Source organism: Arthrobacter sp. SLBN-112 (genome assembly GCF_006715225.1).
Lineage (GTDB): Bacteria > Actinomycetota > Actinomycetes > Actinomycetales > Micrococcaceae > Arthrobacter.
In genome coordinates, this window is the sequence record NZ_VFMU01000001.1 from 2074314 (window position 1) to 2101313 (window position 27000).

Sequence of the window (27000 nt, forward strand, 5' to 3'; positions counted from 1 at the left end):
AAAGCGTGCGGCGGGCGTGCCATGCTGGCCGCATGGGAAACATGATGGCTCTGGGTAACGCCGAAACGTCCGTCCAGGCGTACGTCAGTGAACCGGCCGGACCGCCCAAGGGCGGGCTGGTGGTGGTTCATGAAGTGTGGGGCCTGGTCCGGCACACCAAGGATGTGGCAGACCGTTTCGCAGCTGAAGGCTATGTGGCGGTCGCACCGGACCTGCTTTCCGGAGCCGGTGGCGTGCCCGATCTCAGCGGGGAGCTGCAGGAGGCAGCCTTCGATCCCCAACAACGCAGCAATGCCCAGCCGCGCCTGCGGAAGCACATGGCGCCGATGCGCTCGCCGGAGTACGCCAAGCACGCCGTGGCCGCCCTGCGTGTGTGTTTCGACCATCTGGAAGGCGTGCCGGGTCTGGCGGGGCGGGTGGCCGCCACGGGATTCTGCCTGGGCGGCACCTACACCTTTTCGCTGGCCGTTGCCGAACCCAGGCTGCGGGCCGCCGTTCCGTTCTACGGCCACGCAGAGTTCAAGGATGCCGAGCTGCGAGCCATTAACTGCCCCGTCCTGGCCTTCTACGGCGAGCAGGACAGCGCGCTCATGGAGGAACTGCCCGGGCTCAAGCATCGGATGCGGGCCGCCGGTGTGGATTTCGAAGCGGTGGTGTATCCCGGAACCGGCCACGCCTTTTTCAACGACACCAACAGGTACACCTACAACGCTGAGGCCGCCGAAGACTCATGGAGGCGTACCCTCGCATTCCTCGAGCGGAGCCTCAGCGCGTAGGCTCCCGCCGCGAGGTCACGGGCAGTGGTACACCTCGTGGTTGTACCCGCGGCCGTCCCTGACTTGCTGGCTGTCCTCCCGGTCCGTGCATCCGCCGATGGTTTCCGCGTAATGCAGGCCCACTTCGATGGATACACCGTCCTGCTCGAGGCTGTGGGAGCTCATGCGCTTCCGGGTGGTGGTCCCGTCGCTCGGATCTATACCGACCCAGTTGCTGAATGTGGAGCTGGAACGGATGCCGCTCGGAGTCTGAACCGTTTGGCACACCTTTTGATTGTCCTGGCAATCGCTTGTCCTGTCGACTTCCGCGCCGCCGCTGCTGGCGGCCTGTGCGGGCGCCGCGACGGCTGCAGCAGCAAGCGCCAGGGCGGCGCCGATGAGGGTGGTGCGTTTCGTGAACATGGTGGTTTGTCCTGCCTGCCTGCCGGTGGATGGGAAGCTCCAGTGTGGCCGCTGCCCCAACCGTCCCGTAGGGCCATTGGTCCCCCAGGGGCGGCGTCAGCGCCGCATCCATACAGCGTTGTCCGGCTGCAGCCAGCCGTCGTGTTCCAGCGGAAATGCGCTGAAAAGGACGACGCCGGCTGGCAGCTTCACCGGTTCACTGCCCATGGCAAGCGCCACAAGGAAGCCGGGACTGCGTTCGCAGGTCAGCAGGTTCCCTGCCTCCACCCGCCAGATGGCGCCGTCGTCCGCCTCAGCCTCAGCCGGGCGGGCCGGCAACGGGTGTGACCCTGACCCGGGCGATCCGCAACCGGTCCATGCTGAGGACGGTCAGGACGTATCCGGGGATCTGCACCCTGTCACCTGCCTGCGGCAGCCTGCCAAGGCGGTCCATCATGAACCCCGCCACCGTTTCGTAGTGGCCCTCAGGGAGCGCGATACCGGCGGCGGCCTTGAACTCCTGCAGGATCAGGCCGCCGTCCACATCGATGGTTCCGTTGGCCACCCTGACCCGGTCCTCGTGCTCGGCGCCGGTGTCGTATTCGTCGTAGATCTCGCCCACCAGTTCCTCCACCAGGTCCTCGAGCGTGACCACGCCGTCGGTGCCGCCATATTCATCCACCACCAGGGCGATGTGCTGGTTGGTCTTGCGCATCCGGGAAAGCGACGGAAGCACACGGTTGGTCCCGGGCAGCGGCAGGATCTCCCGGGCGATATCCCTTACAGGTGCCTGGTCCTGTGCTTCGTCCCGGGGCATCAGGTCGCGGATGTGGACGAAGCCCAGGACGTCGTCAGGGCTCCGCCCGATGACCGGGAAGCGCGAATACGGGCCATCCCGCACCATCCTGCGGGCCTCGGCAATGGTCAGCGCGCCGTCGATGAACGTCACCTCCGTGCGCGGCCGCATCACCTCCTGCAGCGTCCGGTCCCCGGCGCCGAACACATCGGCCAGGATGGTGCGGCTGTTCTCTTCGAGGAGTTCGTTCTCCGCCACCAGGTCCCACAGCTCTTCGGAACTGATGCCTTCCCGCTTGATGCGCGGGTCGCCGCCAAAGAGCCTGACCGCCGCGTCTGTCGACACGGACAGGAGCCAGATGACCGGCCGCATGGCACCCGAGAGGGCAATCAGCGGCGGGGCCAGGATTCTAGTGAACGCAACGGGCCTCTGAAGCGCAAGCCTCTTGGGGGCGAGCTCGCCCAAAACCAGGGAAAGATAAGCAACCAGCAGGGTCATGCCGATGACGGACACGGGCCCGGCCGCCGCGCCCAACCCGACGGCTTCGAGGAGGGGCACGACGGCGGGCGCGATCGCCGAGGCGCCATAGGCTGCCGAGAAAAAACCGGACAGGGTCACGCCAATCTGCACGGTGGAGAGGAAGCGGTTGGGGTTGCGGGCAAGGGCGGCCGTCCGGGCGCCGGTGTCCCCGGATCTCTCGATGCGGCGCACCTGGCTCTCGCGCAGGGATACCAGTGCCATCTCCGCCGCCGCGAACACCCCGCCCAGCAGCACGAAACCGAGAACCAAAGCGATATTAACCAGGGCGCCGCTGTCCATGAGACGACCTTACCCAGCCGCGGAACCGCTGGCGCGTTCTGGGCCCGGCGTCAGGAGGCTACGGAGCGGGGCCGGAGCCGGAGCGCCTGCATGCCGCCGTCGACAGCCAGGTCCACGCCCGTGGTTGACCCGGCGAGCGGGCTGGCCAGGTAGGTGATGGCTGCAGCGACCTCCTCCGGGCATACCAGCCGGCCGTGCGGCTGGCGGGCCTCGAGCGCGGCACGCTCAGCCTGGGGGTCTGCCGCCGCGGACAGCAGCCGGCCGATCCACGGAGTGTCAGCGGTGCCCGGGTTTACGCAATTGACCCTGATCCCTTCCTGCAGGTGGTCGGCAGCCATGGCCAGGGTGAGTGACAGCACGGCGCCCTTGGTGGCACTGTACAGGGCCCGTTGCGGGAGCCCTGCCGTGGCCGCAATGGAGCAGGTGTTGACGATGGCAGCATGCTCCGATTGCCGCAGGTACGGCAGGGCGGCCCGTGAGACGCGGACCATTCCCAGCACATTGATATCGAACACACGGTGCCACTCGTCGTCGTCGTTGGATTCAATGGTGCCCTGCGCGCCCACGCCGGCGTTGTTGGCCAGGATGTCGATCCCGCCCAGGCGCTCTGCAGCCGCCTGTACCGCCCGGCGGACAGAGCCATCATCGGAGACGTCGCAGTGGAGTGCCGTGAGCCCTTCCGGCGCCTGTTCGGGGCGGAGGTCCAGAACGGCGACGGCGGCGCCGCGCTCCTGCAGCAGCTGGGCCGTTGCGGCCCCTATTCCGGAGGCTCCTCCGGTGACGATTGCCTTGAGTCCCGCAAACTCCATTGTCTGGTCCTTTCGTGGTTGGGCTGGCTAGCCCTGGAAGAATTCCTGGCGCTGGCGGCCGAGTCCGGCTACTTCAATTTCGACGACGTCCCCGGCCTTCAGATAGGGGAAGCGCCCGGACAGGGCCACGCCCTCCGGAGTGCCGGTGCAGATCAGGTCTCCCGGCTCAAGGACCAGGAACTGGCTGAGGTCGTAGATCACCTGGTTCACCCCAAAGATCAGGTCACGGGTGGAGGAGTCCTGGCGGATGTCGCCGTTGACCCAGCTCCGCAGCTGCAGGTCGCCGGCATCCACTTCGTCCGGGGTTACCAGGTACGGGCCGGTGGGGCAGAACCCGGCGCAGCTCTTTCCCTTGGACCACTGGCCGCCTGATACCTCCAGCTGGAAGGTTCGCTCGGAGAGGTCGTTGACCGTGACATAGCCGGCGATGTGGTCGCGGGCCTGCTCGGGGGATTCCAGGTAGGAAGCCCGCCGTCCAATGACCACTCCCAGCTCCACCTCCCAGTCCGTCTTGCTGGAACCGCGGGGGATCGCCACTGCATCGAACGGGCCGGCCACGGTGTTGGGGGCCTTGTGGAAGATGATGGGTACTGATGGGGGAGCGGACCCTGACTCGGCCGCGTGCGCCGCATAGTTCATGCCCACGCAGATGATCGATGACGGCCTGGCGATCGGGGCGCCGATCCGGACACCCTCAACGTCAATCTCTGCCAGTTCCCCCGCCGCAAGGGCCGCCGCTGCCCGCCCCGGCCCGTCGGACTCCCAGAAACCGGCGTCGATGTCCGCCGCCACCTGTTCAAGGGAGTAGTACTTCTTCTCATGCAGCAGGGCGGGCACTTCCTTGCCCGGGTCGCCGATGCGTGCAAATTGCATGGTTCTTCTTTCGTCAATTGGGGTGTTGTTGGTTGTCGGGAGTTAGATGATCAGGCCGCGGTGGCGCAGGTCAGCCCACAGTTGGTCCGGGACGGCCCTCGATGCCAGATCGAGGTTTTGCTTCACCTGTTCCGGCGTCCGCATGCCCAGGACCACGCTTGTTACGGCGGGGTGTTGGTACGGGTACTGGAGGGCGGCCGCGGGGAGTGTGGTTCCGTGTGATTCGCAGATGTCCGCGAGCAGGTTGGCGCGGTCCAGAAGCTCCTGCGGGGCTGGTGCATAGTTGTAGGTGGCGTCGCGGGCCGGACGGTCCTTGGACAGCAGGCCGGAGTTGAAGACCCCCACGTTCACCACCCCCACCTCGCGCTCCAGGCACGCCGGCAGCAGGTCCCGGGCCGCGCCCTGCTCAAGGAGCGTGTACCGGCCCGCCAGCATGATCACATCGATGTCTGTCTCGGTGACGAAACGGGTGAGCATTTCGGATTGGTTCATGCCTGCGCCCCAGGCACCGATGACGCCCTCATCCCTGAGGGCGGACAGGGTGGGTGCGGCGCCGTTGACGGCCTCGGTCCAGTAGTCGTCAGGGTCGTGGATGTAGACGACGTCGATCCGGTCGGTACCCAGCCGCTGCAGGCTTTCCTCGATGGAGCGCAGCACTCCGTCCCGGGAGTAATCGCGGACCCGGGCCAGGTCGTCGGGAACGTCGAACCCCTCGCTGTCCTTTCCGTTCGGGGAGGGATTGGGCCGCAGCAGGCGCCCCACCTTGGTGCTGAGCACATAGCTGCTGCGGTCCTGGCCGGCGAGGGCTTTTCCCAGGCGGTGTTCGGAAAGTCCCAGCCCGTAGTGCGGTGCTGTGTCGAAGTACCGGACGCCACCCTCCCAGGCTGCTTCGACGGCGTCGATCGCCTCCTGTTCCGGCACTGGCCGGTACAGGTTGCCGATGGGGGCGCCCCCGAACCCGAGGACGGGCAGACGCACGGCAGTGCCGGGAATGGTGCGGGTTTCTGTTTGCATGGTTAGTCTTTCTCTTCTTCCGTTTTTTCCGGACCTCGGACAGCCTCCAGCCGGTAAACGCGAACTGCGGTTCCATGTGCCACGGCCTCGCGCTCGCTTGCTGATGCGCCGGTCATCGCCTGCTCCACCGTGGTGATCCAGTCCTGGTACCCGGCCGGTTCCGTGAGGGAGACGGGGCAGTCGCTGCCGATCATGCAGCGCTCCGCACCGAAGAGATTCAGCGTCTCCTGGATGAACGGCAGTGCCTGGGGCGCCACGGCACGATTCGGAGCCGCTTCCGCGCCGGCACCGGAGATTTTGACGACGACATTGTCACACCCGGCCAGCTCCTGCATGCCGTTGCGCCAGGCCCCGAGCTCCCCGCTGGCGACGGGTGGCTTGCCCATGTGGTCCAGCACGATCTCCAACCCGGGCACGCTGCGGGCAAATTCCGCCAGGGCTCCCAGCTGCCGGGCGCGGACGCACGCGTCGAAAACCAGTCCGGCGCCGGCCACCTGACGTGCTCCCGCCAAGGTGGCCGGGTGCAGCATGAAGGAATCGTCCCGGTCATGGAACAGCTGCCGCACCCCGCGGACCAGGGGCCGTTCCAGCAGTTGCCCCAGGTCCTGCGCGACGGCGTCGCCCCGGCTGATGGGGGCGAACGCCACAATCCCGGCCAGCTGGGGCCAGTCCGTCAGAAGGCCTGCCACCCAGTCGACTTCCTTCAGCGCCTGGTCATCACGGCAGTCGGCCTGCACAAAGACGGCCGCCCGCGTGTTGAGCGGCGTGTGGGGGAGGTCCCTTGGCAGGAAAGGCTTGTTCAGCGCAGGAGCACCGCCCAGCCAGGCATAGTCCAGCACTGCCGGATCCCAGACGTGGACGTGCGAGTCAACCACCTGCATGGAAGGCTCCGCCATCACGCCGTGCCCTCGGGCCGCACCCCGATGGTCAGCAGCAGGTTGGCGTAGTGCCGGGTGTCGCCGCTGGCGATGACGACGGCGACGCTGGGCGAGCGCGCGGCGTCGTAAAAGTCGAAGCGCTGGTGGGAAGTGATGGGAACGTGTGCGCCCAGTGCCCTTTCGTAGCCTTTGACTGCTTCTGTCCAGTTTCCGTCCGGGGGTGTCATGACCGCGGCGGCTTCGAGCGGGACGGCATCGATCAGTACTTCCAGGATCTGGTCGATGGTCAGCAGGCCGGGCCTCAGGTTAAGGGCAATCCGCCGGGCAGCTTCAGGGGCGCCGGTATTGTGCGGGTAGTTGGCGTCAGCCAGGAGGATCTGCGAGCCGTGCCCGGATTCGGCGAGGGCCGCCAGCAGGCCCGGGTGCGTGAGGGTGTAGTTGATCATGCCTGTTCCCCTACCCTTTTCCCGGTCTGTGCCCTCGCGAAGGCAACACCGCGGTCAGAGTGCGCGGACCCCCAGGCCTGTTCCGTCCGGCCGGCGTCGGTGCCGGCCCAGTATCTGCCCCGGGGGAAGGAGTAGTCCTGCAGTGTCTGCTCCTTCAGCTCCGACGAATACCCCGGGTTCGTCGGCATAACGTAGGCGCCGTCCCTGATGATGCACGGGTCCACAAAGTGCTCGTGCAGATGATCCACGAATTCCGTCACCCTTCCGGTCAGGTCTCCGGAGATGGCAATGAAGTCGAAAATGGACAGATGCTGGACGAGTTCGCACAGCCCCACTCCGCCGGCATGTGGGCAGACCGGGATGCCGAACTTGGCCGCCATCAGTTGGACGGCCAGTACTTCGTTAACACTGGCGAGCCGGCAGGCGTCCAGTTGGCAATAGTCGATCGCCCCGGCCTGGAAGAGCTGCTTGAAGAGCACCCTGTTCATTCCGTGTTCTCCGGTGGCCACCCCGATCGGTTGGACCGCCCTGCGGATTTCGGCGTGGCCCAGGATGTCATCCGGGCTGGTGGGCTCCTCGATCCACAGGGGATTAAATTCAGCCAGTTGCTTTACCCAGTCAATCGCCTGGGGAACATCCCAGACCTGGTTCGCATCGATCATCAAGTTCCCTTCGTGTCCTATGACCTCGCGGGCGATGCCGAGGCGTCGGATGTCGTCCTCCAGGGAGGCGCCGACCTTGAGCTTGATGTGGCGGTACCCCTGATCCACAGCCTCCTGGCAGAGCCGGCGGAGCTTCTCGTCGGAGTACCCGAGCCAACCGGCGGATGTGGTGTAGCACGGGTATCCGTCGTGGGTTAGCTGGCGGAGCCGTTCGCCCCTGGTCGGGGCGAGGCTGGCCAAGAGGTTCAATGCTTCGTCCCGGGTGAGGGCGTCCGAGAGATAAGTGAGGTCGGCAGCATCAGTTATCTGTTCCGGGGTCATGTCGACCAGGAACCGCCACAGCGGTTTGCCTGCCCGCCGCGCCGCCATGTCCCATACGGCGTTCATCACGGCACCAAGCGCGAGGTGCTCCACGCCCTTTTCGGGTCCGAGCCAGCGGAGCTGGGAATCGCGCTTTAGGTTTCGATATGTCTCTCCGAGGTCGCCGCAGATTCCGTCGGCGTCCAGTCCCACAAGAGGGCGGGCCCGGAGCTCCATGGCGGCGGCGCAGACTTCATTGCCGCGGCCGATGGTGAAGGTAAACCCGCATCCGTACACTTGGGGGTCGTCGGTCTTCAAGACAATGTAGGCGGCGGAATAGTCGGCATCGTGGTTCATGGCGTCCGACCCGTCGGCCGAGAGCGACGTTGGAAAGCGGACGTCGAACACGTCAAATCCGGTGATATGTGGCAAGGTGAATCCTCCAGATTGAGGCTGCGAGGATGACGCTCCAGCAGCGATGCGAGCATCATCTGATGTATTTGGAAGTATTTGATGAGAATATAGGAGCAAAGCCCTTTTTCCAAGCAATACATCGGATGAAAGTGGATTGGTGAGTGGAAGCTCAGACTACGGAGCAACAAGAAAGGCGGCTGTCATGACCAACGGACCGGCCAATGGTTCGATGTCCCAGACCGACGTCGTAATCTCGGGTGTGAAGCGGATGCTGTCCTCCCGCCGCCTGCGGCCAGGGGACCGCCTGCCCATCGAGAAGGACCTTGCCGCGGAACTGCAGGTCTCCAGGGGATCGCTGCGCGAAGGCGTGCGGGCCCTGTCGGTCATGGGAATCCTGGAAACACGGCAAGGTGCGGGCACGTTTGTCACGCGCCTCGAGCCTTCGGCACTCCTTTCCGCCATGGAGTTCTGGGTGGGCCTGCAAGATGGCGAGCGCGCGAACCAAGTGCATACGGTGCGCAGGGCGCTGGAGACCGAGGCCGTTGCCGCGGCTGCCGTCCGGATCGGCAAGTATCAGCTGGACGAAGCCGAACGCATCCTTGAGCGGGCGCACTCCGCTATTCACGCAGAACCCATCCAGCATGAGGCCGCGATGCAGTGCGACGTCGAGTTTCACCGGCTGATCGCGCAGGCATCCGCCAACCATGTGCTGTCCGCACTGATCGAAACGGTGTCCACCAATACCATCAGGGGACGCATGTGGCGCTCCATCCATGACAACGAGGGTCTGCTGGCCACTCATCGGGAACATCTGGGCATCCTGGAGGCGTTGCGCCAGCATGATGCGGATCGCGCTAGGACGCGGATGGCCAACCATCTGTATGCAGTGGAGGACTACGTGACCGCCATCCTCGAACCGGCCCTTGAGGAGCAGGATGGCGGTGCGGCGTAGTCGTGGCCGATCGAAACACTTTGAGCTAGGCGATATTCGTCTGATCTTGTGATCGAAAATACTTCCAAAACACCCGTCTTTCCGCGTTGACCGTTCAATTGCGGATAAAAGATCAGATGAATCCTTGACTTCCGGAGTACGGCGGGGTCATTCTGTTGGAACAAAGGTTGCGGAAGCCCATCAGGCAAGCGACCAGGACGCCGCAGGGCAGCCTTTGTCCCCAGCTAATGAAAGGACATTCATCGTGTCGATCAACCGCGTTACCGGCAGGCTGTTGACAGCGGCCGCGGTGGCAGCCCTCGCAGCAGGCACACTGAGCGCCTGTGGTTCAAGCACAGGTTCGTCATCCGGCGGGGGCAAGGAAGCCTCCTCGATGTACACCTGGATTACCAATGAAAACGACCGGGCCCAGTGGCAGGCCTTTGTGGACGCGGCGAAGAAGAAGGACCCCGCATTCAACCTGACCCTTGAAGGCCCGAGCTTCAACGACTACTGGACCAAGGTGAAGACCCGGCTCTCCAGCTCCGGAGCACCTTGCATCATCACCACTCAGGCGGCACGTGCACAGGAGCTTAAAGACCTGACGGTGCCGCTGGACGACATGGTCAAGAGCAACAGCATTGACGTGTCCATGTACAACAAGGCAATGATCGACGGCCTGACAGTTGACGGCACACTCCGGGGGATCCCCTACGACGCCGAACCGGTGGTCCTCTACTACAACAAGGACCTCCTGGCCGCGGCAGGCGTGAAGGAGCCCACCACCAAATACACCACCAGCCAGTTTGCGGGCGACCTGAAGGCGCTGACAAAGGACGGCGTGATGGGCCTCGCAGTGCCGCCAGGTTTCGGCTCGGGTCCCGGCCTTCCCCTGGCCTTCGCCAACGGCAACGAACCGGTCAAGGACGGAAAGCTTGATCTCACCAACCAAGGCCTCGTCAATGACCAGCAGTTTGCGTTCGACCTGGTGGCGAAGGAGAAAGTCGCGAATGCACCCCAGGCTTCGGACGGAACCGATGTGCCCGAGCAGCAGTTCATGAGTGGCAAGGCAGCAATGATCATTGATGGCCCCTGGATGTACGACACCCTGACCACCAAGACCCAGGGCAAGGTGGGTATCGCCGTCGTCCCGTCCACCTCGGGAGAGAGCATTGGCATGATCCAAGGGTCCGCATTTGCCATCGCAGCGTCCTGCAAGGACAAGGACGCAGCCTTCAAGAACATCATGAAGATCACCACACCTGAGGTGATCGGGGCTGTCGGTGCCGCCCGCGGGACCGTTCCTTCTGTTGAGTCCGCAGTAAAAGACTGGGCTGGAACCAAACCTGCAGCCGACGTCGCGGTTGTCCAGGCCTTGCTCAAGAGCGGGCGGCCGCTGGTCACCACGCCGAGCTGGAACCAGGTGGAGACCAACTTCACCCAGTACTCCGGAGAAGGCTTCCGCGGCAGCAAGACTGCGCAGGAACTCCTCTCCACCATCATGAATTCAGCCAAGTAATCTCCCGGGGACGGGCTCCCGCGCCGGAGCCCGTCCCCTTCATGGAACAGGTCAACGATGACTGCTTTACCCACACTTGCTGTAAAAGACGTGAAAAGGACCCCCGCACGGGGCGGCCACGGCCGGCTCGCAGCGGTTTACCTCGCCCCCGGGATGCTCGGCTTCCTGATATTTATTGTGCTTCCGCTGGTGGCTTCGCTGGTGATCAGCCTGTTCGACTGGCCCTTGTTCGGAACGCCAAAATTCGTGGGGCTGGACAACTACGTGCGGCTGCTCACCGGTGATCCGGTGTTTTGGACGGTCCTGGGCAACACCCTCTTTTTCGCCGTCTGCTACACCGTGTTCAACCTCGTCGCGGCCCTGGCTGTTGCCACTTGGCTTCATAACCTGGGCAGTTGGGGCCCGTTCTTCCGGGTGCTGTTCTTCATTCCGGTTGTGACGCCCATGGTGGCCAACGCGTTGGTATGGCGTCTGATGCTGACGGATGACGGCGTCATCAACAGCTTCCTGGCCAACCTTGGTATCCAAGGCCCCTCCTGGCTCAGCGACAGCCACCTCGCCATGGGCTCGCTGATCGCCATGTCAGTCTGGCAGGGGATTGGATACAACATCATCGTTCTTGGGGCCGGGCTCAACGGCATCTCGCCGAATCTGCTCGAGGCAGCCCGCCTCGACGGGGCAGGAGCGTGGCAACGGTTTTTCCGGGTAGTGCTGCCAATGCTGTCGCCGTCGCTCTTCTTCTGCACGGTCATGACCATCATCGGCTCGTTCAAGGTGTTCACCCAGCCGTACCTGCTGACGCTCGGCGGTCCGGGCGATTCCACCAACACGATCGTTCTTTACCTTTACCGCAACGGTTTTTCCTTTGACAAGCTCGGCTACGCTTCCGCACTGGCCTGGGCGTTGTTCGTGATCGTCATGCTCATCACAGCACTGCAGTTCTCGCAGCAAAAGAGGCTGGTCAACTATGACAACTGAAACGCTCGCCAAGCCGGAAGCCGACAAGCGCCTCGCCCACCGCCGGCACGCCACAGCGTCCCGGACGAAGCGGAGGGTGGGCCGCTACATCAGCCGTATCGGCGTCATCGTCGCCGGCCTTGCCTTCTCCTTCCCGTTCCTATGGATGTTCGCCACTTCGCTGAAGCCAACCTCCGAAATATTCTCCACCGGTGCCAGCTTGCTCGCGTCCCGCGTGGAGTGGTCGAACTACCTGACAGCCTGGACCGCCATTCCGTTTGGGCGCGTCATCATCAACAGCTTTCTGGTGGCCGTCTCCGGAGCGGTGCTGACAACTGTCGTGTCGTTGCTGTCCGCATACGCTTTTGCCCGGCTGCAGTTCAGGCACCGGGACAAGTTGTTCCTCGTCTTCCTGGGAACACTGGTGCTGCCACAGGAAGTCCTGGTAATTCCCCTCTACATCATGATGAACAAGCTGGACATGGTGAACTCCCTGCCGTCACTCATCGTCCCGTTTGCCTTCGGCGCCTTCGGTGCCTTCCTGATCCGCCAGTTCCTGCTGTCCCTGCCGGTTGAGTACGAAGAGGCAGCCCGTATCGACGGTGCCGGTTCAATCAGGATCCTGTGGAGCGTGATCCTTCCGCTGGTCCGCGCACCGCTGGCGGTCGTGGCCGTCTTCAGCTTCATCGACTACTGGAGCAGTTTCCTGTGGCCGCTAATCGTCATCAATGACGTGTCCCAGGCGACCATTCCGCTGGGGCTTTCCATGTTTTCCGGCGAGCGGGGAACGGACTGGGGACCGCTGATGGCCGCGGCCACTTTGGCCGTGATTCCCAGCCTGCTCGTCGTCATCCTCCTGCAGCGCCAGCTCGTGAAAGGCGTGAGCATGGGCGGCTTCGGAGGGCGCTGAGCCTCTTTGCGTTACCGGGCAACCTGAACCGGCGCACCTTCCCTTTTTTCGAAAAGAAATTCCGTATCCAATGAATTGGAGTGATCTCATGACCGAGCCTTTGGCCAACCCGGAGGAATGGAAGAAGTTGTCCCGGCCCGTTCCGGAATGGTTCCAGAACGCGCCGTTCGGTATCTTCATCCACTGGGGCGCCTATTCCGTTCCCGCCTGGGCCGAACCCATCGGCGCCCTCGGCACCATCGAGGACCGCGAATGGTTCACCCACAACCCCTACGCAGAGTGGTACTACAACACCATCCGCATTGACGGCAGCCCTGCCCAGCAGCACCACCGGGATGTGTTCGGCGGCGAGGACTACGATGCCTTCCTGGACCAGTGGAAGGCAGAACAGTTCGATCCGGCGGAGTGGATGGAGCTGTTCAAATTCGCCGGGGCCGATTACGTGGTGCCCACTACCAAGCACCATGACGGCATCGCGCTCTGGGATGCTCCGGGAACAGGGGAGCGCAACACCGTCCACCGCGGACCCCGCAGGGACCTCATCGGAGAGATCGCCCAGGCCGTCAAGGATAAAGGCATGAAGCTGGGCCTGTACTATTCCGGCGGCCTGGACTGGCATGTGCGTCCCTTCCCGCCGCACATCACCAGCGAAAGCGTCCACGATACTTCCCGCCCCAAGGACGCCGGCTACGCCGAATACGCCTACAACCACGTGGCCGACCTGGTGGATAAATACCGGCCGCATGTCCTGTGGAACGACATTGAATGGCCCGACGCCGGCAAGCATTTCGGCCAGCACGGACTTGGAGCCCTCTTCGAACAGTTCTACGCAGCGGTTCCGGACGGCGTGGTGAACGACCGGTGGGGCGCCACCCATAAGGACTACGCCACCAGCGAGTATGAAGCGGCCAGGGAGAACGAGGCCGAATCCGAGTGGGAGAACTGCAGGGGCATCGGATTCTCCTTCGGCTACAACCAGGTGGAAGGTCCGGAGCAGTCGCTCACCGGCCCGGAGCTGGCCCGGCACCTGACCGACGTCGTTTCCTGTGGCGGCCACTTCCTGCTGAATGTTGGGCCACGTGCGGACGGAACCATCCCCGAGATCCAGCGCCAGGCCCTGACCGACCTCGGCCAGTGGATGGCAACCGCTAAGCAGTACCTCGTGGGCGCACGCCCGCTGGAGAACGCTCCAGTGAATGACCAGGGGGACGCCTGGGTTCGCTGGGTGGACCGTGATTCTGAGGTGGTTGCCTTTGTTGATTCGCCCAGCGAGAAGCATGACGCCGTGCTGCGGCTCAGCGGGGAAGGGCTATCAGCAGCCGAAGCGTCTGTCGAGGGTCCCGGGGGCACCTTGAACTTTAACGGCCAGGAACTGAAGGTGGCCCTGGAGCCGGACCGCCCGGGACCGGTCATCGTGCGCATTCCACGCCGGTAATCAGCAAAGGTTCGACGGCGGCGGGCAGCACGCGCCGCCGTCGAACCTTTGGTGGAGGACCTTTACGTGTACATCAGCGAGCCGGGTGTGGTGAGCTTTTCGCCGGTTTCCAGCCAGGTCTTCAGGCCGGAGAGGATCATCGGCCAGCCGCCGTAGAGCTGTTCGTTGGCGCCCTCGCGCAGGTCGCTGTGGGTGACGGTCAGGTGGCAGGAATCGCCCACTGGTTCGATCTCCCAGGTGACCCTGGACGTGCCTTCGGCCTTGACGTCCTCGCCCCACAGTGCCCGCATTGTCTGGACGAGCCGTCGCGGCGGGTCCACTTCAAGGTTTTCGCCCTCGCCCAGGGGTGCGCCCGCCTTCGGGTTGCCCATCACGAACCGGCCGCCGGGGGACCAGTCGGCCTCGATGGTGTTCCCGAACTGGTACTTGCTGCGGATGTCGCTGTCCGTGATGGCTTTCCAGAGCCGTTCGGGCGTGGTCTTGATGTAAATCTCGAAGATCTTTTCCATGGGACTTTCCAATCTGGATTTGAGGTCGCTGAGGGCAGCGGCCCATGGTTCTGCGTATTTGCTGACCCAGCGATCGTGGACCAGGCGGATGGGGACCGGATTCAGGAAGTGCAGCTTTTCCCGTCCCCGACGGCGGGTCACCACCAGGCCTGCGTCCTCCAGGATGCGGAGGTGCTTGGCGATCCCAAAGCGGGTCATGTCGAACCGTGCTTCAAGGGCGCTCAGGGTTTGGCCGTCCTCCCGGAACAGCTCATCGAGCAGGTCCCGGCGGGTGGGGTCGGAGAGTGCCTTGAACACGTCGTCCATGTCTCAATAATAGGTGACCAAAAGGTCACATATCAAGGGTTTGCCACCGCAGGATCAGTTGCGTGACGCGAGGTTCCTGTCCCGCTCCTCGAAGACCTCGTCGCCCGGCCCGGTGAACGCCCGCGACCGCTCCACTGCCTCGATGGAGCCGGTGAACAACTGGGATTCGTGTGGATCTGCGGGCGGATGCGCGCCGCCGGCAGGGGGCGAACCCAGCCCGCGCAATGGTGCCCTGCGCCCCTTGGCGGTGCCGGCGTCGTCCGTTGCCTGCTCCCAGCGCTGGTGGGGCAGAGCCTCCGGATGGTGCTGCTGCAGGAACGTGACCATGGTTTCGCGGACCAGGCAGCGCAGGTCAAAGAGCGCGGCACTGTCCGCCGCGCTGACCAGGATCCGGACCCGGACAAAACCTCCCGTGGCGTCGGTGATCTGCAGGACGCCAACCCGTTCGTCCCATAGTTCGGTACCGGCCAGGACACGGCGCAGTTCGGTCCGCATGTCCTCCACCGGGGCACGCCAGTCGAGGTCGAACTCCACGGTGCCCATCACCTCGGACTGGCGGCGGGTCCAGTTTTCGAAGGGCGTGGTGGTGAAGTAGGTGGACGGCAGGATCAGGCGGCGGTCATCCCAGAGATGCACCACCACGTAGGTGAGGGTGATCTCCTCGATCCGGCCCCACTCCTTCTGTACCACCACCACGTCATCCACACGAATGGCATCGGTGAACGCCAGCTGCATGCCGGCGAAGACGTTTACCAGGGACGTCTGCGCGGCGAGGCCGGCAACGATAGAGATCACGCCCGCTGACGCCAGCAGTCCGGCGCCCAGTGCCTGGATGGCCGGGAAGGTCAGCATCGCGGTGCCGGCGGCGAGCACCACCACCAGCGCCACGGCGATCCGCCGTGCCAGGATCATCTGCGTGCGAAGCCGCCGTGCCCGCCGGTTGTCCGCCACGTCCACGCTGTGCCGGTTCAGCACCACGGCTTCCACGATGAGCAGCACCGCGATGGCCAGCCAGGCAAGCGCAGCTATGAGCGCAATCAACAGGAAATGGTCGACGCCGGGGTGCCAGCTTTCGCTGCCGGCCGTCAGCCCCAGCGCGGTACGGACACCCGCCAGGCACAGTGCCAGGCGCAGGGGCCGGCGCGCCACCCGGGAGGTGGCCTGCAGCTCGGGCCGATTTCGGTTGAGCCGCAGGACCACCTTGCGGAGCAGCCAGGACAGCGCTAGTCCGGCCACGATGGCAAGGGCTGTGGCGATGAAGGGCAGGGCTGGGTTCAGGACGTCTAGCATCCTTTAACGTTTACCAAGCCTGTTGCCGGCCTTCGAAATCGACGGGGCTGTGGCGTGTCAGCTCATGGTGTTGGCGCAGCAGTAGCCGAACCCGGATGCCGCGCTCATTTTTGCGCCGTCCAAGACTGGTCGCCAAGGCTGCCGCCGGTGGGTAGCCTTGGGCCCATGCAGAAGATATCGATCGATGCCTTGGCCCGGCAGCAGCTCGAGGCCGCCATCGGCTCCACCAACGGCAGGGCTGCGGACACTGTCTACGGCGGCCACGAGAAGATCCTCCGGCAGACGGTGATGGCTATGACAGCCGGAACCCAACTGAGCGAACACCAGAATCCGGGCGACGCGACCGTTTTCGTGATCCAAGGCTGCGTCAGCCTTCGCGCCGGCGGGGAGTCCTGGCAGGGCAAGTCCGGCGATCTGCTGATCGTCCCGCCCGGCCTTCACAGCCTTCACGCGGAGGAGGACTCCACTTTCCTGTTCACGGTGGCAAAGTACCGCGGCTGAGTCCCATCGATTGCTCCGCATTGGTCGTTTTGGACCCTGAAAACGACAGTTATGGAGCACTCGACGGTGTTTTGCGCATAAAGTTCGACGGCGGCTGCCGGCTTTCGGTCCTTAGTCCCGCAAGTGTCCGGGATGGCCGATCAACGGGCCGGGCCGGCCTGGGGCATGGGAGGCGTCGCGGGCGAATCCGGCCGGTCTGCCACCCCTTTGCCGCTGGCCTTGGGTTCGGTGGCATCGTTGCCGGGGATGGCAGGCCCGCCCGCCTCCGGAGGGGCGATACCGCCGCGTTGTCCGGCGGCCTTGGCGCCAGGGTCAGTCCCGTGGCCAACATCTGCCGGCATGCCAGTCATGCCATCCGAGGGAACTTCAGGTGCATCAGCGGCCGGCTCGTGTGTCTCCGGTGGTTCGGCAGCAATCCGGTCGGTGGACTTAGGGGGTTCCGAAGGAAGAACAGGCGACGGCTCGCGGGGCGGCGCAGCAGTGGGTACGTCCGATGCAGGAGCGGAAACGACAGCGGGCCCGGGCGTTGGTGCGCCGGTGGAAAGCGTGGGGGCAGGAGTCGTAGGTGCCGGAGGCGAGAACCAGTCCATGACGGCGCTGATGCTTTCCCCAGCTTCACGGCGGACGTTCTCGTTTCCTGCCGCGGCGCCGCCGGCAACACTGAAGGAAGCGGCCACTGCGAGCGTAGTGAAGACGACGTGCTTCTTCTTCCGGGGCTTGCCCGGTTCCAAACGGATCACATCCGCCGTTTCGGACCCTCCCAAAAGCGCCGCAAGCTCTGCTGACGGAGCGGGGGCTTCGGAAACCCGGAGCGCCCGCAACTGCAGCAACGCATTCCGAAGTTCAGGATCGTCCGGGAAGCCTGCCTCTGCCAGCAGGGCCTCGACGGATTGTTCGTCGCTGAGCCTGCGCTTCTGCCGGGCCTTGTCTTCAGTCGTCATTAGCGTCCTCCCGTAATGGGGTACAGAGCTTGCGGAGGCGGCAGAGGGCCCGGCGCTGCAGTTGTTTGATGGCGCCCGGGGTCTTGCCCATGATCTCCGCCGTCGTCTCAACCGAAAGGTCCGCCACGATCCTCAGCGTGATCACATCCTGTTGATCCTGCTGCAAATCACTCAGCAGGGCTTTGACGTTGCCCGAGCTTTCCACCGCCAGCAGATCGTCCTCGGCCGAACTGCTGCAGCGGGGGTCCTGATCGGGGTCGTAGTCCGTGGTTTGTGGCGTCTTCAGCCTTCGCCGGTGCTCGTCAACGTAGCGTGCATGGGCGATGGAGAAGACCAGGGACTTGACGCCCTTCATCCCGCCGCGCACGTCCCCAAGCTGCGGAACGAGGGCCAGGAAGACCTCCTGGGTCAGGCCCTCGGGGTCCTCAACGCCACGTGAGCGCAGGTAGCTGAGCACCCCGGGCGAGAATTCGCGGTAGGCAGCACAAAAGATGCTGTCGTCCGTCTCTCCGGACGGCCCTGCCTCGTGCTCAATCCTTTGCATCCGCCCCCCTGCGGCAGACTTCCCTGCAACACTCTCCAGATTGGCTGCTGCGCCGGGACGGTGAGCCCGCCCCGGCGCAGCGGAGCCATACGACAGCTACCGCTGGCCGCTGTTGGAGTGCTTGGCGCCGTTACCGGCCTGGTGCCCGGCGCCGTCGGAGGAGGTTGCACCCCGACGCTGCTCCTTCACCGGCTGCTGTTGCTGGTCCTGCTCTGCCGTGACAGGGGAGTCGCCGCCCTCGGCGTCCTCGTCTCCGGGAGCCGCAACAGTGGCGCAGTAAGCGCCGACGCCATCCTCCCCGCCGGCAGCCTGGACCAGGGCGGCGTAGGCCGTGGACGTGGTGCCCAAGCCGCCGTTGGTGAAGGCATTGCAAAGACCGAAGGCTGCAGGGCCGCTGGCGTCAGGTCCCACCGCCGTTGACGTGGGCGAAGGCTCGGGGCCAGCCGTTTCCGTGGGGACCGGCTCTGGTGACTCCGTTTCCGTTTCTGTTGGTGTGGGTTCCGGAACCTTCGTCTCCGTTTCTGTTGGCACGGGTTCCGGAGCCTCGGTTTCGGTTTCCGTAGGAGTTGGCTCGGGGGATTCGGTTTCCGTTGCCGTGGGGCTTGGCGACGGGGATTCCGTTTCCGCGAGGACGGACGGTGTGTCCGGCAGCGACTCGGCCATGGCGGCTACGCCCGTGCCGCCAGCCGCCAAAGCTCCTGCTGCAAGCACAGTCATGGCGAGTTTGTTACCCGAGAAAGTGAAGAAAGACATGAGACCCTCCGTTGACGAATTTTATGGATTGCGATCAACTGCGCGGGTTGCCCCGCACTTAGTGGATCGAAATTCAGGTCACAAAGGTTACGGGTGTACGACAAACTTTTGACTAACTTGTCATCCCAAGGCTCATCGACTGCTCCGTAGATGCCGGTTTGGGGCGTGAAAACGGCATCTACGGAGCAATCGATGCAGGAGGTTAGGCGCGGTCCTTGACGCTTTCCTTGACCGGCCGCGGCTCCAGCCAGATGCGTTCGCGGGGGCCCGGCGGGTAGGCGTACCGCTTCCCGGCGAGCGTAATCACAAACGCGGCAACCACGGGTACCGCGGCCGCGGCCGGGACCAGCAACGGGCCGCCCACCACCAGCGCCGTAGAACCGTACAGCGCGCCAATGGTGATGCCCAGCTGGATGGTCAGGACGGTCAGCCCGTTGGCAGCCTCGCTGTACTCACCGCCGGCCCGGAGGATCGCCGACTGGTTGTAAATCCCGATCGCACCCAGGCCGGCTCCCCAAATGGTCATCAGGACCAGGGCCAGGGCCAGGTTCCCCACCGCGAAGGGCAGGATGAACATCGATGCGGCGATGGCCGCCGTCGTGATCAGCAACGAACGGCGCGGCCGGGAATCCACGGTGAGTCCCGCGATCCAAATGCCCAGCAATCCTGACCCGCCCAACACCGTGAGGGAGAGGCTGATGGCGTAGTCCGGCAATGCGGCCTCGCGGATGAACGGCGCGATATAGGTAAACAGCGCGAAGTGGGCCAGGACCAGCAGCGGCCAGGCGATGGCCACTGGTTTCACGCCGGGCTGGCCGATGGCCTTGCGCAGGGACGGCCGGGCTGCATCCGAAATACGCCGGACGCGGGGGAGCAGCCAGAACGCAAGCACGGTCAGGACCACCCCGAACCCGGCGAGCACCAGGAACGCTGCGCGCCAGCCGAGGAATCCGCCCAAAGCCGTACCAACGGGGGCGCCGATGGCCAGGCCCAGGCTGTTGCCGCTGAACACGATCGCCAGGGCCTTGCCCACCTTGTCCGCCGGGACCACTCGGGATACGAACGGCGCCATGGTGGTCCATAGCAGCCCATGTGCCAGGCCGCCCACCAGGCGCGCGATCATCGCCGCGGTGAAATCCGGTGCCAGTCCCACCATCGCATTGCTAAGCGCGAAGGTCAGGACCAGCCCCACCAGCAGGGCGTGCCGGGGAATCTTTCCCAATAGGCGGGCAGCAGGAACCACCGTGACAACGATGACGGCGGCGTAGGCGGCGGCAAGGTAGCCGGCCACCGGCTCGGAGACCCCCAACCCGGTGCTGATCTGGGGCAGCAGGCCGGACGGCAGGAGTTCGGTGGTGATGGCAGTAAAAGCGATGGTGGCAAGGACCGCCATCGCGGCATACGGAAAACGGGCAGGCACGGGCGCGGAAGTCGCGGAGGACATGGGGGTGTGGATCCATTCAAGGGGGAGGGGTGGAATGCGGCGCTGCTCACCTGACAATTCCTCCCTTAAATTTACCGGATCGAAGGGTCTGTCACAGACATGACACGTTGTGCTTCTACTGCTCCTGCTTATGCCATGCGTGGCCTGCTGACAGGCCACGCACCCGACTGGTTACCTGGCCTGCAGGGTTTGGTTAAGGCGCGCGTCCAGCAGTCCGGCTGCGACTGCTGGTGCCAGGCCGGGCGCCAGCGGAAGGCGCGGGACCACCAGGCAGTGCCAGAGGTGGTAGATGTCGGCCTTGCCTGACCATACGGTCGAGCTGACATTGCCGTTCTCGTCGAGTTCCTGCTTCCAGGAACCATGCTCGTAGTCGATGAACCAATCGCGCGCGTGGTCCCAGATCCGCTCGTACCAGTCCGCATACTTCTTGTCGCCGGTGGCGATATACAGGGCTGCCGCACCGCCGATCGCCTCTGCAGGCACCCACCGGATCCGGGTGGTGACAACGGGCTTTCCTTCCCAGTCCACCGTGTACACAAAACCGGGATGGCCGTCCGGCTGCCAGGCGTCGCGGATGGCGGCGTCGAACAGACCCCGCGCGTCGTCGAGGAGCCAGGCGGGGACGTCCAGGCCGCGGGCTTCGAGTCCGGCCCGGACGTGGAGGAGCAGGCGCGCCCACTCCACCCAGTGCCCTGGGGTCCCGCCGTAGGCACGGAACTGGCTGGCCCGGTCATCGGTGTTGTACTCAGGCATCGGGTTCCACTCCGGGTCGAAGTGCTCGAACACCCGGTAGTTGTTGTTGCGCGCGAAATTGTGGATGAGTACTTCGGCGATGTGCAGGGCCCGATCGAGCCAGCGATTCTCCCCGGTTACGTCGGCGACGATGAGGTACGCCTCCACCGAATGCATGCTCGCGTTCCCGCCACGATAAGCCTCGGTGTCGGTGAACTCCCGGTTCCACGAGTCGAAGCACATGTTCGCCTTGTGGTCCCAGAATTTCGTGTCGGCTACCCGCAGCGCCTCGTCGAGAAGTTCGCGGGCTCCAGGCCGCCCGGCTGCGACCGCACTGGCAGCGGCGAGGAGCACGAAGGAGTGCTGGTAGCCGGACTTCGTATCGTTCACGGGACCGTTCCCGTCCACCTCGGCGTACCAGCCGCCGAACTCATCGTCGTGGAGGACCCCGTTGAGGGCCGCGATGCCATGGTCCACCAGCGTCGCCGCACCGGGACGTCCCATCAGGGCGGCAACAGCGAAGCTGTGGGTCATCCGCGCGGTGATCCAGAGGTGTGTGGGTTTGTCGGCGAACACCTTGCCGTAGTTGTCCAGCCAGCCGAATCCGGTGGGGACCTTGGAAGCCTCGGCGAAACGGATCAGCCGGTCGGTTTCCGCCTCGAGCCATCGTGCGTGGGCGGGGCTGTCGAGCCACGTCATGTCGTGTCCTCTTTCTGGTAAGTAGGTGGGGAATTCAGGTCAGCCGACGGCATCGGATACACCGCGGATGATGGTGGCGGCCGCTCCCAGGTAGGCCAGGACGATCAGGAGGATCTGTGCGGCGCGGGCCGGGATGTGTTTGGCGGCGAGGTCTCCGAGCACCAGCCCTGCCAGGCAAGCGACGGCGACGGCGAGCCACATGGCCAACGGCAGCACGGGGAACGAGGCGGGGGCCGTGATCGCCTTTGAAATCAGCGAGAACGTGCCGATGGTGAAGAAGTACGGCTGCATGGTGGCGGCAAAGGACTTATGCTGCCAACGGGTGGCGATGGAGTACATGCTGACGGCAGGTCCGCCAACACCGGCCGCGGTATTCATGAAGCCGCTGAGGCCGCCGGCAGTGAAGAGGTAGCGCCGGCGCTCCGGAAGGGTGGCGGATTTCAGGACCAGCAGGACGGTCAGGCCGACGGCGAGGATCACCCCGATCGAGATTTCCAGGACGGCCGGGGGGATGAAGCGGATCAGGATGGCGGCCGGGATGATGCCCGCGAGGGCCGAGGCTGCGAGCAGCAAGTACCGCTTCCAGTCGATGTCCCGGACCACCCGGAAGATGATGGCCCCCGCCGTCACGGCTCCGCAGACATTCACCAGCACCACTCCCTCCACCGGCCCCAGGAGCAGGACCAGGAAGGGAGCGGCCACCAGCGCGAAGCCCATGCCGGTGACACGCTGCATCCCGGCACCCATGACGACGGCGCCCAGCACCAGCCCGGTGGTCAGCACTTACGGCCTCCAGGCCACGTATTGGACCTCCTCGAACTCCTCCAGGCCCAGGCTCGCACCCTCCCGGCCGAGGCCGGACTGCTTGGCGCCGCCCATGGGCGCGAAGGCAACGGAGGGCAGGGGATCGTTCACGCCCACGATGCCGGCCTCGAGCCGCTCGGGGATGTCCCAGCCGCGCTGCGGGCTGCCGCTCCACACATACGCAGCAAGGCCCATCTCGGTGGCGTTCGCCTTCCGGATTGCCTCTTCCTCCGAAGCGAAGGTGACGATGCCGGCCGCCGGGCCGAACACTTCCTCGGTCACCAGGCGTGCGTCGTCCGGGACGTCCGTAAGGAGCATGGGCGCCAGGAAGGACCCCTGCGCAGGCACTGAAGTCCGCTGGGTGACCCGGCGGGCGCCCCGGCTGAGAGCGTCGTCCACCAACGCCTGTACCGCGGACACCCTTTCGTCGTCGATGACGGGACCGAGGTCCGGTACCGCGGCGCCGTCGTCGGGGACTCCATGGCCGATGCTCATGGCATCAAAGCGCGCGCCCAACTTCTGCGCAAACTCCTCCGCGATGCCCTCCTGGACCAGGAACCTGTTGGCAGCCACGCAGGACTGGCCGGTGTTGCGGAGCCGGCCCAGGACAGCGCCTTCGACGGCGGCATCCAGGTCTGCGTCTTCGAAGACGATGAAAGGGGCGTTTCCGCCCAGCTCCAGCAGCGGCCGGACCACACGATCCGAGGCGGATGCCATGATCTGCCGTCCCACTCCTGTGGAACCGGTGAAGCTGACGGCCCTGACGGCGGGATGGGACATGAGTGCAGCGGTGATCTCCCGGGAGGGGCCGTGGACCAGATTGACCACGCCCGCAGGGAACCCGGCATCGTGCAGGACCTCGAACAGTCCGGTGGCGGCCAGCGGAGCCTTCTCGGACACCCTGCCCACTACCGTGCAGCCGGCAGCAAGTATCGCGGCGAGCTTCCGGGCCTGGATGGAGACCGGAAAGTTCCAGGGCGTCAGGCTGAGGGCCACGCCGATGGGCTTGCGGGTGCTGAGGTGGCGGCGGCCGGGCAGCTCGGGCGGGCTGACGGTGCCGGTGGCGCGCCGCGCCTCCTCGGCGAACCAGCGGAAGTACTCCACGGAGAAGTCCACTTCGCCCTGCGCCTCGGGGAGCCGCTTGCCCGCTTCGAGCGCCAGGGTGTGCGCGAGTTCGTCGCGGCGTTCCGCCAAGAGGTCGGCGGCGTTCCGGAGCAGGTCCGCCCGGTGGCGCGCGGTGCTGCGGGACCAGGAACCGAAGGCCTCCGCCGCTGCATCGGCGGCCTTCGTGGCATCCTCGGCGGTGCCCCAGGCCACCTCGCCCACGGTGCTGCCGTTGCCGGGGTCTGTCACATCCTTGGCGTTTCCGGCGGTGTGCCAGGTGCCGTTGACAAGGTGCCGGGCTGACTTGAGGTTCATGAATAGTGCCTTTCGTTGGCTGGGAGGGGACTGGCGCCGCAGGTGCTGCCCGCCGTCGTCGCGCTCATCCCTTGCTCGCGCCCGCGGTAATGCCAGCCACGAAGTAGCGCTGCAGGAAGACGTACGCCACCACGACGGGCAGGGAGGCCAGGATGACGCCGGCGAACAGCAGCGGGTAATTGGTCTGGAACTCGCCCTGGAAGCTGAGCAGCGCCAGCGGCAGCGTCCGGTTCCCGGGTGTCTGGATGAACAGCAGCGGGTACAGCAGTTCGTTCCAGTGGATGACGAACAGGAAGATGGCGGCTGCAGCGATGGAGGGTGCTGACAGCGGCAGGGCAATGGAGGAGTAGGTCTTCCACGGCCCGCTGCCGTCGATGGAGGAGGCTTCGTAGAGTTCCTTGGGCAGTGTCCGCATGAACCCGCCCAGGATAAACACGGCGATGGGGAGGGTGGACACCACGTTGGCCAGGATCAGGCCGCCCAGGTTGTCCAGCAGGCCCAGCCGGCCGAAGAGCACGTACAGCGGCACCATGTTGGCCTGCGCCGGGATGGCCATGCCCAGCACCAGGAACCCGAAGATGGCCCAGGACATGAACCCCTTTAGCCGGGACACCGCGTATCCGGCCAGGCTGGCCAGGAACAGGGTGAGCGGCACGGAGATGCCGGTGACGATCACGCTGTTCATGAAGGACGAGCCAAGGTTCTGGCCGCCCACCACTTCGGTGAAGTTGTCGGTGGAGAGCGAGTGCGGCAGGCTGAAGGGCCCGGCGAAGAGTTCCTGAGTGGTCTTGAAACTGCCGAACGCGACCACAGTCAGCGGAACGATGATGATGACCGCGTAGATGGCCAGGATGGCGCGGCGGCTAAGTGAGGCGAGCATGCTGCTAGTCCCCCTTCGGGGTCAGCCGGAGCAGGCGGCGCTGCAGCCAGGTGACCAGCGCGATCATCGCCATGAAGATGATCGACTGGGCGGCGGCGTAGCCGAATTCCGAGTTGGCAAAGGTGCTGTAAATGCGGGTGGACAGGATGTCCAGGGAGCTCTTGGGCGGATTTCCCGCAATGCCCAGGATCAGGTCGAACGCCTTGAAGGACTGCACGGTGGTGTAGGCCACCACAATGGACGTGGCCGGGGCCACGAAAGGCCAGGTGATGGATTTGAACTGCTGCCATTTGTTGGCACCGTCCATCTCCGCCGCTTCGTAGAGTTCCCGGGGGATTGCCTGCAGCCCGGCAATGTAGACCACCATCATCTGGCCCGAGTGGAACCACACCTGGGTGACGGCCACCCAGTACAGGGCCTGGGCGTCGTTGCCGAGGTAGGCGCCGCCGTCCACTCCCACGGTCCTGAGGACCGAGTTCGCCAGCCCGAAGTTGGGGTCGTAGATGAACTTCCAGATGAAGGCCACCGACACCGAGGACAGGATAGTGGGGAAGAAGAACAGTGCCCGGAGCAGGATGCTGCCCCGGGAGTTCCTGGTGAGGAGCAGGGCGAGGATCAGTGAGAAGAGGGTCTGCGCGATGACCACCAGCAGCACGAACTTCAGGTTGTTGGTCAGGGCATTGGTGAACAGCGAGTCCTTGGTGAACGCGCGGATGAAGTTGTCCAGGCCAACATAGTTGAATGCCGCCGAGAAGCCGTTCCAGTCCGTGATGGCGTACTGGAAGGCCTGCAGCGTGGGCATCACCAGGAAGAAGGCGACGACGGCGACGGCCGGCAGCGGGAAGAGGTACAGTGCCGGGTTCACGCGGGTGGGGGAGCGGCGGCGCGCCTTGGCAGGGTTTGCAGGCGTATGGCTGCCCGGTGCTTTCCGTTCGGCAGCCGTTCCGGGATGGATGCTCATAGCCGTTCGTCAACAATCTTCTGGGCCGCAGCGGCTGCCTGCTCCGGGCTGGTGCCGGAGATGACGGCCGTGGCGCTGGCCTCCACCGCATTTCGGACGTCGAGGTTGTTGAACTGGAAGCGGGCGGCGAGCGCGGTTTTCTTCTGCAGCCAGGGGCTCAGCCGCTTCAGGTCCGGGTTGGTGTATTCCACCTTGTCCACGGAAACGTGTTGGGCAGTCTGGTTGGCGTAGTAGCCGGCGTTCTCGGGTTCGGAGAGGAAATCGATCCATGCTGCCGCGGCGGCCTGGTTCTTGCTGGCCGAGTTGACGCCCAGGATGAAGGTGGCGTTGTAGACGCCCTCGTACTTGCCGTTGCCGTCGGAGGTGGTGTTGGGGAACACCAGGTCGATGGGGAACTTGGCGCCCAGTCCGCGGACCGCGGCGATGTGGTACGAGCCCGTGGCGAGCATGGCGGCCTTGCCCTGCGAGAACAGGTTCTGGGCCGGCTCCACCGCGGTTCCGGTGGCGTTGGGCTGCACGAAGGGCTTCAGGTCCTTGTACTGGTTCAGCATCTTGATGAACCAGTCGTCGGTGCACTTGAGCTTGCCCTGTTCGATCTGGGCGCACATATCGTCCACCGGGGCGTTGTTGGCAATCATGCAGTTGAAGAGCTGGCCGCCGTTGCCCACGTCGCCGCCCGGCCAGGAGATGGGGATGACTCCGGCGGAGGCGAGCTTTTCACACATCGCCAGGAACGCATCCCAGTTCTTGGGGGCGATTTCCGCTCCGGCCTTGTCGAAGAGGTCCACGTTGGCCATGGGCATGGGGAACACCACCTGGTATGGCAGGCCCAGCTGGCTGTCGCCGTTCTGGCCGGCTGACAGCAGCCCTTTCTGGTAGTTCTTCACCGCCTGGCTGTCCTTGAGCTCGGTGTAGATCCCGGCCTCGGTGAAGTTCTTGAACTGTGCGCCGCGGAAGGTGGCAAACGCGTCACCGATGGAGCCGCCGCGCAGCTTCTGCAGGGCCTGGGCGTTGTAGTCGTTGGAGGTGGAGATGTCCTGGGCCACCTCCACGCCGTCATGCTTTGCAGCGAAGCGCTTGATGAGTTCGTCGAAGACGGCCTTGTCCTCGCCGCGCCAGTGGGCGAAGGACACCTTGCCGGTTACTGCGCCGGTGGACGGTGCAGCCGGTCCGGAGGCGCCGCCCGGCGCGGTGGAACCGCCGGGGCCGGCGCACGCCGCCGCCGTGGCGCCGAAGCCCAGGGCTCCGAGAATGGCCATAGCCTGCCTGCGTGAAATCTGACTCACAATAATCTCCT

The 27000-nt window shown here is 64.9% G+C and carries 28 protein-coding genes; 7 read left to right on the forward strand and 21 right to left on the reverse strand.

What is annotated here, in order from left to right:
• The first annotated feature begins 32 nt into the window (after window positions 1–32).
• Window positions 33–776 carry a dienelactone hydrolase family protein gene (locus tag FBY33_RS09665; protein WP_142030380.1) on the forward strand — a complete coding sequence of 248 codons (744 nt, stop codon included), beginning with the start codon at window positions 33–35 and terminating at the stop codon, window positions 774–776.
• Window positions 777–791: 15 nt separating this feature from the next.
• Here the strand turns inward: FBY33_RS09665 and FBY33_RS09670 are convergent, their stop codons facing one another.
• The 9 genes from FBY33_RS09670 to FBY33_RS09710 form a co-directional block, all read right to left on the reverse strand.
• Window positions 792–1178, reverse strand: coding sequence for a hypothetical protein (locus FBY33_RS09670; RefSeq protein ID WP_142030381.1), 387 nt, complete (start codon window positions 1176–1178; stop codon window positions 792–794).
• A 96-nt stretch (window positions 1179–1274) separates the two neighbouring features.
• Complete coding sequence (locus tag FBY33_RS09675; protein ID WP_200831351.1) at window positions 1275–1496, reverse strand: hypothetical protein; 222 nt, start codon at window positions 1494–1496, stop codon at window positions 1275–1277.
• The gene (locus FBY33_RS09680; protein ID WP_142030382.1) at window positions 1477–2772 is read right to left on the reverse strand and encodes a hemolysin family protein; all 1296 of its coding nucleotides are present in this window, start codon (window positions 2770–2772) and stop codon (window positions 1477–1479) included. Before FBY33_RS09680 ends, FBY33_RS09675 begins: the two co-directional genes overlap by 20 nt.
• A gap of 50 nt (window positions 2773–2822) precedes the next feature.
• On the reverse strand, window positions 2823–3581 hold the full coding sequence (locus FBY33_RS09685) for an SDR family NAD(P)-dependent oxidoreductase (protein ID WP_142030383.1): 759 nt from the start codon (window positions 3579–3581) through the stop codon (window positions 2823–2825).
• A gap of 27 nt (window positions 3582–3608) precedes the next feature.
• Entirely contained in the window at window positions 3609–4454 is an 846-nt protein-coding gene (locus FBY33_RS09690) for a fumarylacetoacetate hydrolase family protein (protein ID WP_142030384.1), read from the reverse strand.
• A gap of 42 nt (window positions 4455–4496) precedes the next feature.
• Window positions 4497–5468: an aldo/keto reductase gene (locus FBY33_RS09695; protein ID WP_142030385.1), complete on the reverse strand. Its 972-nt coding sequence runs from the start codon at window positions 5466–5468 to the stop codon at window positions 4497–4499.
• Between the two features lie 2 nt (window positions 5469–5470).
• Window positions 5471–6364: an amidohydrolase family protein gene (locus FBY33_RS09700; RefSeq protein ID WP_235010502.1), complete on the reverse strand. Its 894-nt coding sequence runs from the start codon at window positions 6362–6364 to the stop codon at window positions 5471–5473.
• The gene (locus FBY33_RS09705; protein WP_142030386.1) at window positions 6364–6792 is read right to left on the reverse strand and encodes an RbsD/FucU family protein; all 429 of its coding nucleotides are present in this window, start codon (window positions 6790–6792) and stop codon (window positions 6364–6366) included. Before FBY33_RS09705 ends, FBY33_RS09700 begins: the two co-directional genes overlap by 1 nt.
• A complete protein-coding gene (locus tag FBY33_RS09710; protein WP_142030387.1) occupies window positions 6789–8186 on the reverse strand; it encodes an L-fuconate dehydratase in 1398 nt (465 codons plus the stop codon). Before FBY33_RS09710 ends, FBY33_RS09705 begins: the two co-directional genes overlap by 4 nt.
• A gap of 184 nt (window positions 8187–8370) precedes the next feature.
• Here FBY33_RS09710 and FBY33_RS09715 point away from each other — a divergent pair, with 184 nt between their 5' ends.
• The 5 genes from FBY33_RS09715 (at window position 8371) to FBY33_RS09735 (ending at window position 13920) form a co-directional block, all read left to right on the forward strand.
• Window positions 8371–9120, forward strand: a complete 750-nt coding sequence (locus FBY33_RS09715) for a FadR/GntR family transcriptional regulator (RefSeq protein WP_142030388.1) — start codon at window positions 8371–8373, stop codon at window positions 9118–9120.
• Between the two features lie 244 nt (window positions 9121–9364).
• Window positions 9365–10618 (forward strand): ABC transporter substrate-binding protein, encoded by a 1254-nt coding sequence (locus FBY33_RS09720; RefSeq protein ID WP_235010503.1) that lies wholly within the window; start codon window positions 9365–9367, stop codon window positions 10616–10618.
• A gap of 90 nt (window positions 10619–10708) precedes the next feature.
• The gene (locus FBY33_RS09725; RefSeq protein WP_235010504.1) at window positions 10709–11596 is read left to right on the forward strand and encodes a carbohydrate ABC transporter permease; all 888 of its coding nucleotides are present in this window, start codon (window positions 10709–10711) and stop codon (window positions 11594–11596) included.
• Window positions 11586–12485, forward strand: coding sequence for a carbohydrate ABC transporter permease (locus FBY33_RS09730; RefSeq protein ID WP_200831352.1), 900 nt, complete (start codon window positions 11586–11588; stop codon window positions 12483–12485). Before FBY33_RS09725 ends, FBY33_RS09730 begins: the two co-directional genes overlap by 11 nt.
• A gap of 88 nt (window positions 12486–12573) precedes the next feature.
• Window positions 12574–13920: an alpha-L-fucosidase gene (locus FBY33_RS09735; RefSeq protein WP_142030389.1), complete on the forward strand. Its 1347-nt coding sequence runs from the start codon at window positions 12574–12576 to the stop codon at window positions 13918–13920.
• A 62-nt stretch (window positions 13921–13982) separates the two neighbouring features.
• Here FBY33_RS09735 and FBY33_RS09740 read toward each other — a convergent pair whose 3' ends face one another.
• Window positions 13983–14735, reverse strand: a complete 753-nt coding sequence (locus tag FBY33_RS09740) for an ArsR/SmtB family transcription factor (RefSeq protein ID WP_142030390.1) — start codon at window positions 14733–14735, stop codon at window positions 13983–13985.
• Window positions 14736–14789: 54 nt separating this feature from the next.
• A complete protein-coding gene (locus tag FBY33_RS09745; RefSeq protein WP_235010505.1) occupies window positions 14790–16025 on the reverse strand; it encodes a mechanosensitive ion channel family protein in 1236 nt (411 codons plus the stop codon).
• A 165-nt stretch (window positions 16026–16190) separates the two neighbouring features.
• Between FBY33_RS09745 and FBY33_RS09750 the strand changes: the two genes are divergently transcribed.
• Window positions 16191–16526, forward strand: a complete 336-nt coding sequence (locus tag FBY33_RS09750; RefSeq protein ID WP_142030391.1) for a cupin domain-containing protein — start codon at window positions 16191–16193, stop codon at window positions 16524–16526.
• A gap of 140 nt (window positions 16527–16666) precedes the next feature.
• Here FBY33_RS09750 and FBY33_RS09755 read toward each other — a convergent pair whose 3' ends face one another.
• The 10 genes from FBY33_RS09755 to FBY33_RS09800 all read right to left on the reverse strand — a co-directional run bounded on the left by FBY33_RS09755 (window position 16667) and on the right by FBY33_RS09800 (window position 26989).
• Window positions 16667–17467, reverse strand: coding sequence for a hypothetical protein (locus FBY33_RS09755; RefSeq protein ID WP_142030392.1), 801 nt, complete (start codon window positions 17465–17467; stop codon window positions 16667–16669).
• A complete protein-coding gene (locus FBY33_RS09760) occupies window positions 17457–18011 on the reverse strand; it encodes an RNA polymerase sigma factor (RefSeq protein WP_142030393.1) in 555 nt (184 codons plus the stop codon). Before FBY33_RS09760 ends, FBY33_RS09755 begins: the two co-directional genes overlap by 11 nt.
• 96 nt (window positions 18012–18107) lie before the next feature.
• The gene (locus FBY33_RS09765; RefSeq protein WP_142030394.1) at window positions 18108–18728 is read right to left on the reverse strand and encodes a hypothetical protein; all 621 of its coding nucleotides are present in this window, start codon (window positions 18726–18728) and stop codon (window positions 18108–18110) included.
• A 238-nt stretch (window positions 18729–18966) separates the two neighbouring features.
• The gene (locus FBY33_RS09770; RefSeq protein WP_142030395.1) at window positions 18967–20208 is read right to left on the reverse strand and encodes an MFS transporter; all 1242 of its coding nucleotides are present in this window, start codon (window positions 20206–20208) and stop codon (window positions 18967–18969) included.
• A gap of 171 nt (window positions 20209–20379) precedes the next feature.
• Window positions 20380–21639 carry an AGE family epimerase/isomerase gene (locus tag FBY33_RS09775; protein ID WP_142030396.1) on the reverse strand — a complete coding sequence of 420 codons (1260 nt, stop codon included), beginning with the start codon at window positions 21637–21639 and terminating at the stop codon, window positions 20380–20382.
• Window positions 21640–21678: 39 nt separating this feature from the next.
• Entirely contained in the window at window positions 21679–22422 is a 744-nt protein-coding gene (locus FBY33_RS09780) for a sulfite exporter TauE/SafE family protein (protein WP_142030397.1), read from the reverse strand.
• Complete coding sequence (locus FBY33_RS09785; RefSeq protein ID WP_142030398.1) at window positions 22423–23862, reverse strand: NAD-dependent succinate-semialdehyde dehydrogenase; 1440 nt, start codon at window positions 23860–23862, stop codon at window positions 22423–22425.
• A gap of 64 nt (window positions 23863–23926) precedes the next feature.
• A complete protein-coding gene (locus tag FBY33_RS09790) occupies window positions 23927–24742 on the reverse strand; it encodes a carbohydrate ABC transporter permease (protein WP_142030399.1) in 816 nt (271 codons plus the stop codon).
• A 4-nt stretch (window positions 24743–24746) separates the two neighbouring features.
• Window positions 24747–25703: a carbohydrate ABC transporter permease gene (locus tag FBY33_RS09795; RefSeq protein WP_142030400.1), complete on the reverse strand. Its 957-nt coding sequence runs from the start codon at window positions 25701–25703 to the stop codon at window positions 24747–24749.
• A complete protein-coding gene (locus FBY33_RS09800; RefSeq protein WP_142030401.1) occupies window positions 25700–26989 on the reverse strand; it encodes an ABC transporter substrate-binding protein in 1290 nt (429 codons plus the stop codon). The genes FBY33_RS09795 and FBY33_RS09800 overlap by 4 nt, the downstream gene beginning before the upstream one ends.
• Window positions 26990–27000 lie beyond the last annotated feature (11 nt).

Bases quoted from the DNA above. Each gene is read 5' to 3' on its own strand.
- FBY33_RS09665 (WP_142030380.1), top strand. From the start codon at position 33: ATGGGAAACATGATGGCTCTGGGTAACGCCGAAACGTCCGTCCAGGCG.
- FBY33_RS09670 (WP_142030381.1), bottom strand. From the start codon at position 1,178: ATGTTCACGAAACGCACCACCCTCATCGGCGCCGCCCTGGCGCTTGCT.
- FBY33_RS09680 (WP_142030382.1), bottom strand. From the start codon at position 2,772: ATGGACAGCGGCGCCCTGGTTAATATCGCTTTGGTTCTCGGTTTCGTG.
- FBY33_RS09685 (WP_142030383.1), bottom strand. From the start codon at position 3,581: ATGGAGTTTGCGGGACTCAAGGCAATCGTCACCGGAGGAGCCTCCGGA.
- FBY33_RS09690 (WP_142030384.1), bottom strand. From the start codon at position 4,454: ATGCAATTTGCACGCATCGGCGACCCGGGCAAGGAAGTGCCCGCCCTG.
- FBY33_RS09695 (WP_142030385.1), bottom strand. From the start codon at position 5,468: ATGCAAACAGAAACCCGCACCATTCCCGGCACTGCCGTGCGTCTGCCC.
- FBY33_RS09700 (WP_235010502.1), bottom strand. From the start codon at position 6,364: ATGGCGGAGCCTTCCATGCAGGTGGTTGACTCGCACGTCCACGTCTGG.
- FBY33_RS09705 (WP_142030386.1), bottom strand. From the start codon at position 6,792: ATGATCAACTACACCCTCACGCACCCGGGCCTGCTGGCGGCCCTCGCC.
- FBY33_RS09715 (WP_142030388.1), top strand. From the start codon at position 8,371: ATGACCAACGGACCGGCCAATGGTTCGATGTCCCAGACCGACGTCGTA.
- FBY33_RS09730 (WP_200831352.1), top strand. From the start codon at position 11,586: ATGACAACTGAAACGCTCGCCAAGCCGGAAGCCGACAAGCGCCTCGCC.
- FBY33_RS09735 (WP_142030389.1), top strand. From the start codon at position 12,574: ATGACCGAGCCTTTGGCCAACCCGGAGGAATGGAAGAAGTTGTCCCGG.
- FBY33_RS09740 (WP_142030390.1), bottom strand. From the start codon at position 14,735: ATGGACGACGTGTTCAAGGCACTCTCCGACCCCACCCGCCGGGACCTG.
- FBY33_RS09745 (WP_235010505.1), bottom strand. From the start codon at position 16,025: ATGCTAGACGTCCTGAACCCAGCCCTGCCCTTCATCGCCACAGCCCTT.
- FBY33_RS09750 (WP_142030391.1), top strand. From the start codon at position 16,191: ATGCAGAAGATATCGATCGATGCCTTGGCCCGGCAGCAGCTCGAGGCC.
- FBY33_RS09755 (WP_142030392.1), bottom strand. From the start codon at position 17,467: ATGACGACTGAAGACAAGGCCCGGCAGAAGCGCAGGCTCAGCGACGAA.
- FBY33_RS09760 (WP_142030393.1), bottom strand. From the start codon at position 18,011: ATGCAAAGGATTGAGCACGAGGCAGGGCCGTCCGGAGAGACGGACGAC.
- FBY33_RS09765 (WP_142030394.1), bottom strand. From the start codon at position 18,728: ATGACTGTGCTTGCAGCAGGAGCTTTGGCGGCTGGCGGCACGGGCGTA.
- FBY33_RS09770 (WP_142030395.1), bottom strand. From the start codon at position 20,208: ATGTCCTCCGCGACTTCCGCGCCCGTGCCTGCCCGTTTTCCGTATGCC.
- FBY33_RS09775 (WP_142030396.1), bottom strand. From the start codon at position 21,639: ATGACGTGGCTCGACAGCCCCGCCCACGCACGATGGCTCGAGGCGGAA.
- FBY33_RS09785 (WP_142030398.1), bottom strand. From the start codon at position 23,862: ATGAACCTCAAGTCAGCCCGGCACCTTGTCAACGGCACCTGGCACACC.
- FBY33_RS09790 (WP_142030399.1), bottom strand. From the start codon at position 24,742: ATGCTCGCCTCACTTAGCCGCCGCGCCATCCTGGCCATCTACGCGGTC.
- FBY33_RS09795 (WP_142030400.1), bottom strand. From the start codon at position 25,703: ATGAGCATCCATCCCGGAACGGCTGCCGAACGGAAAGCACCGGGCAGC.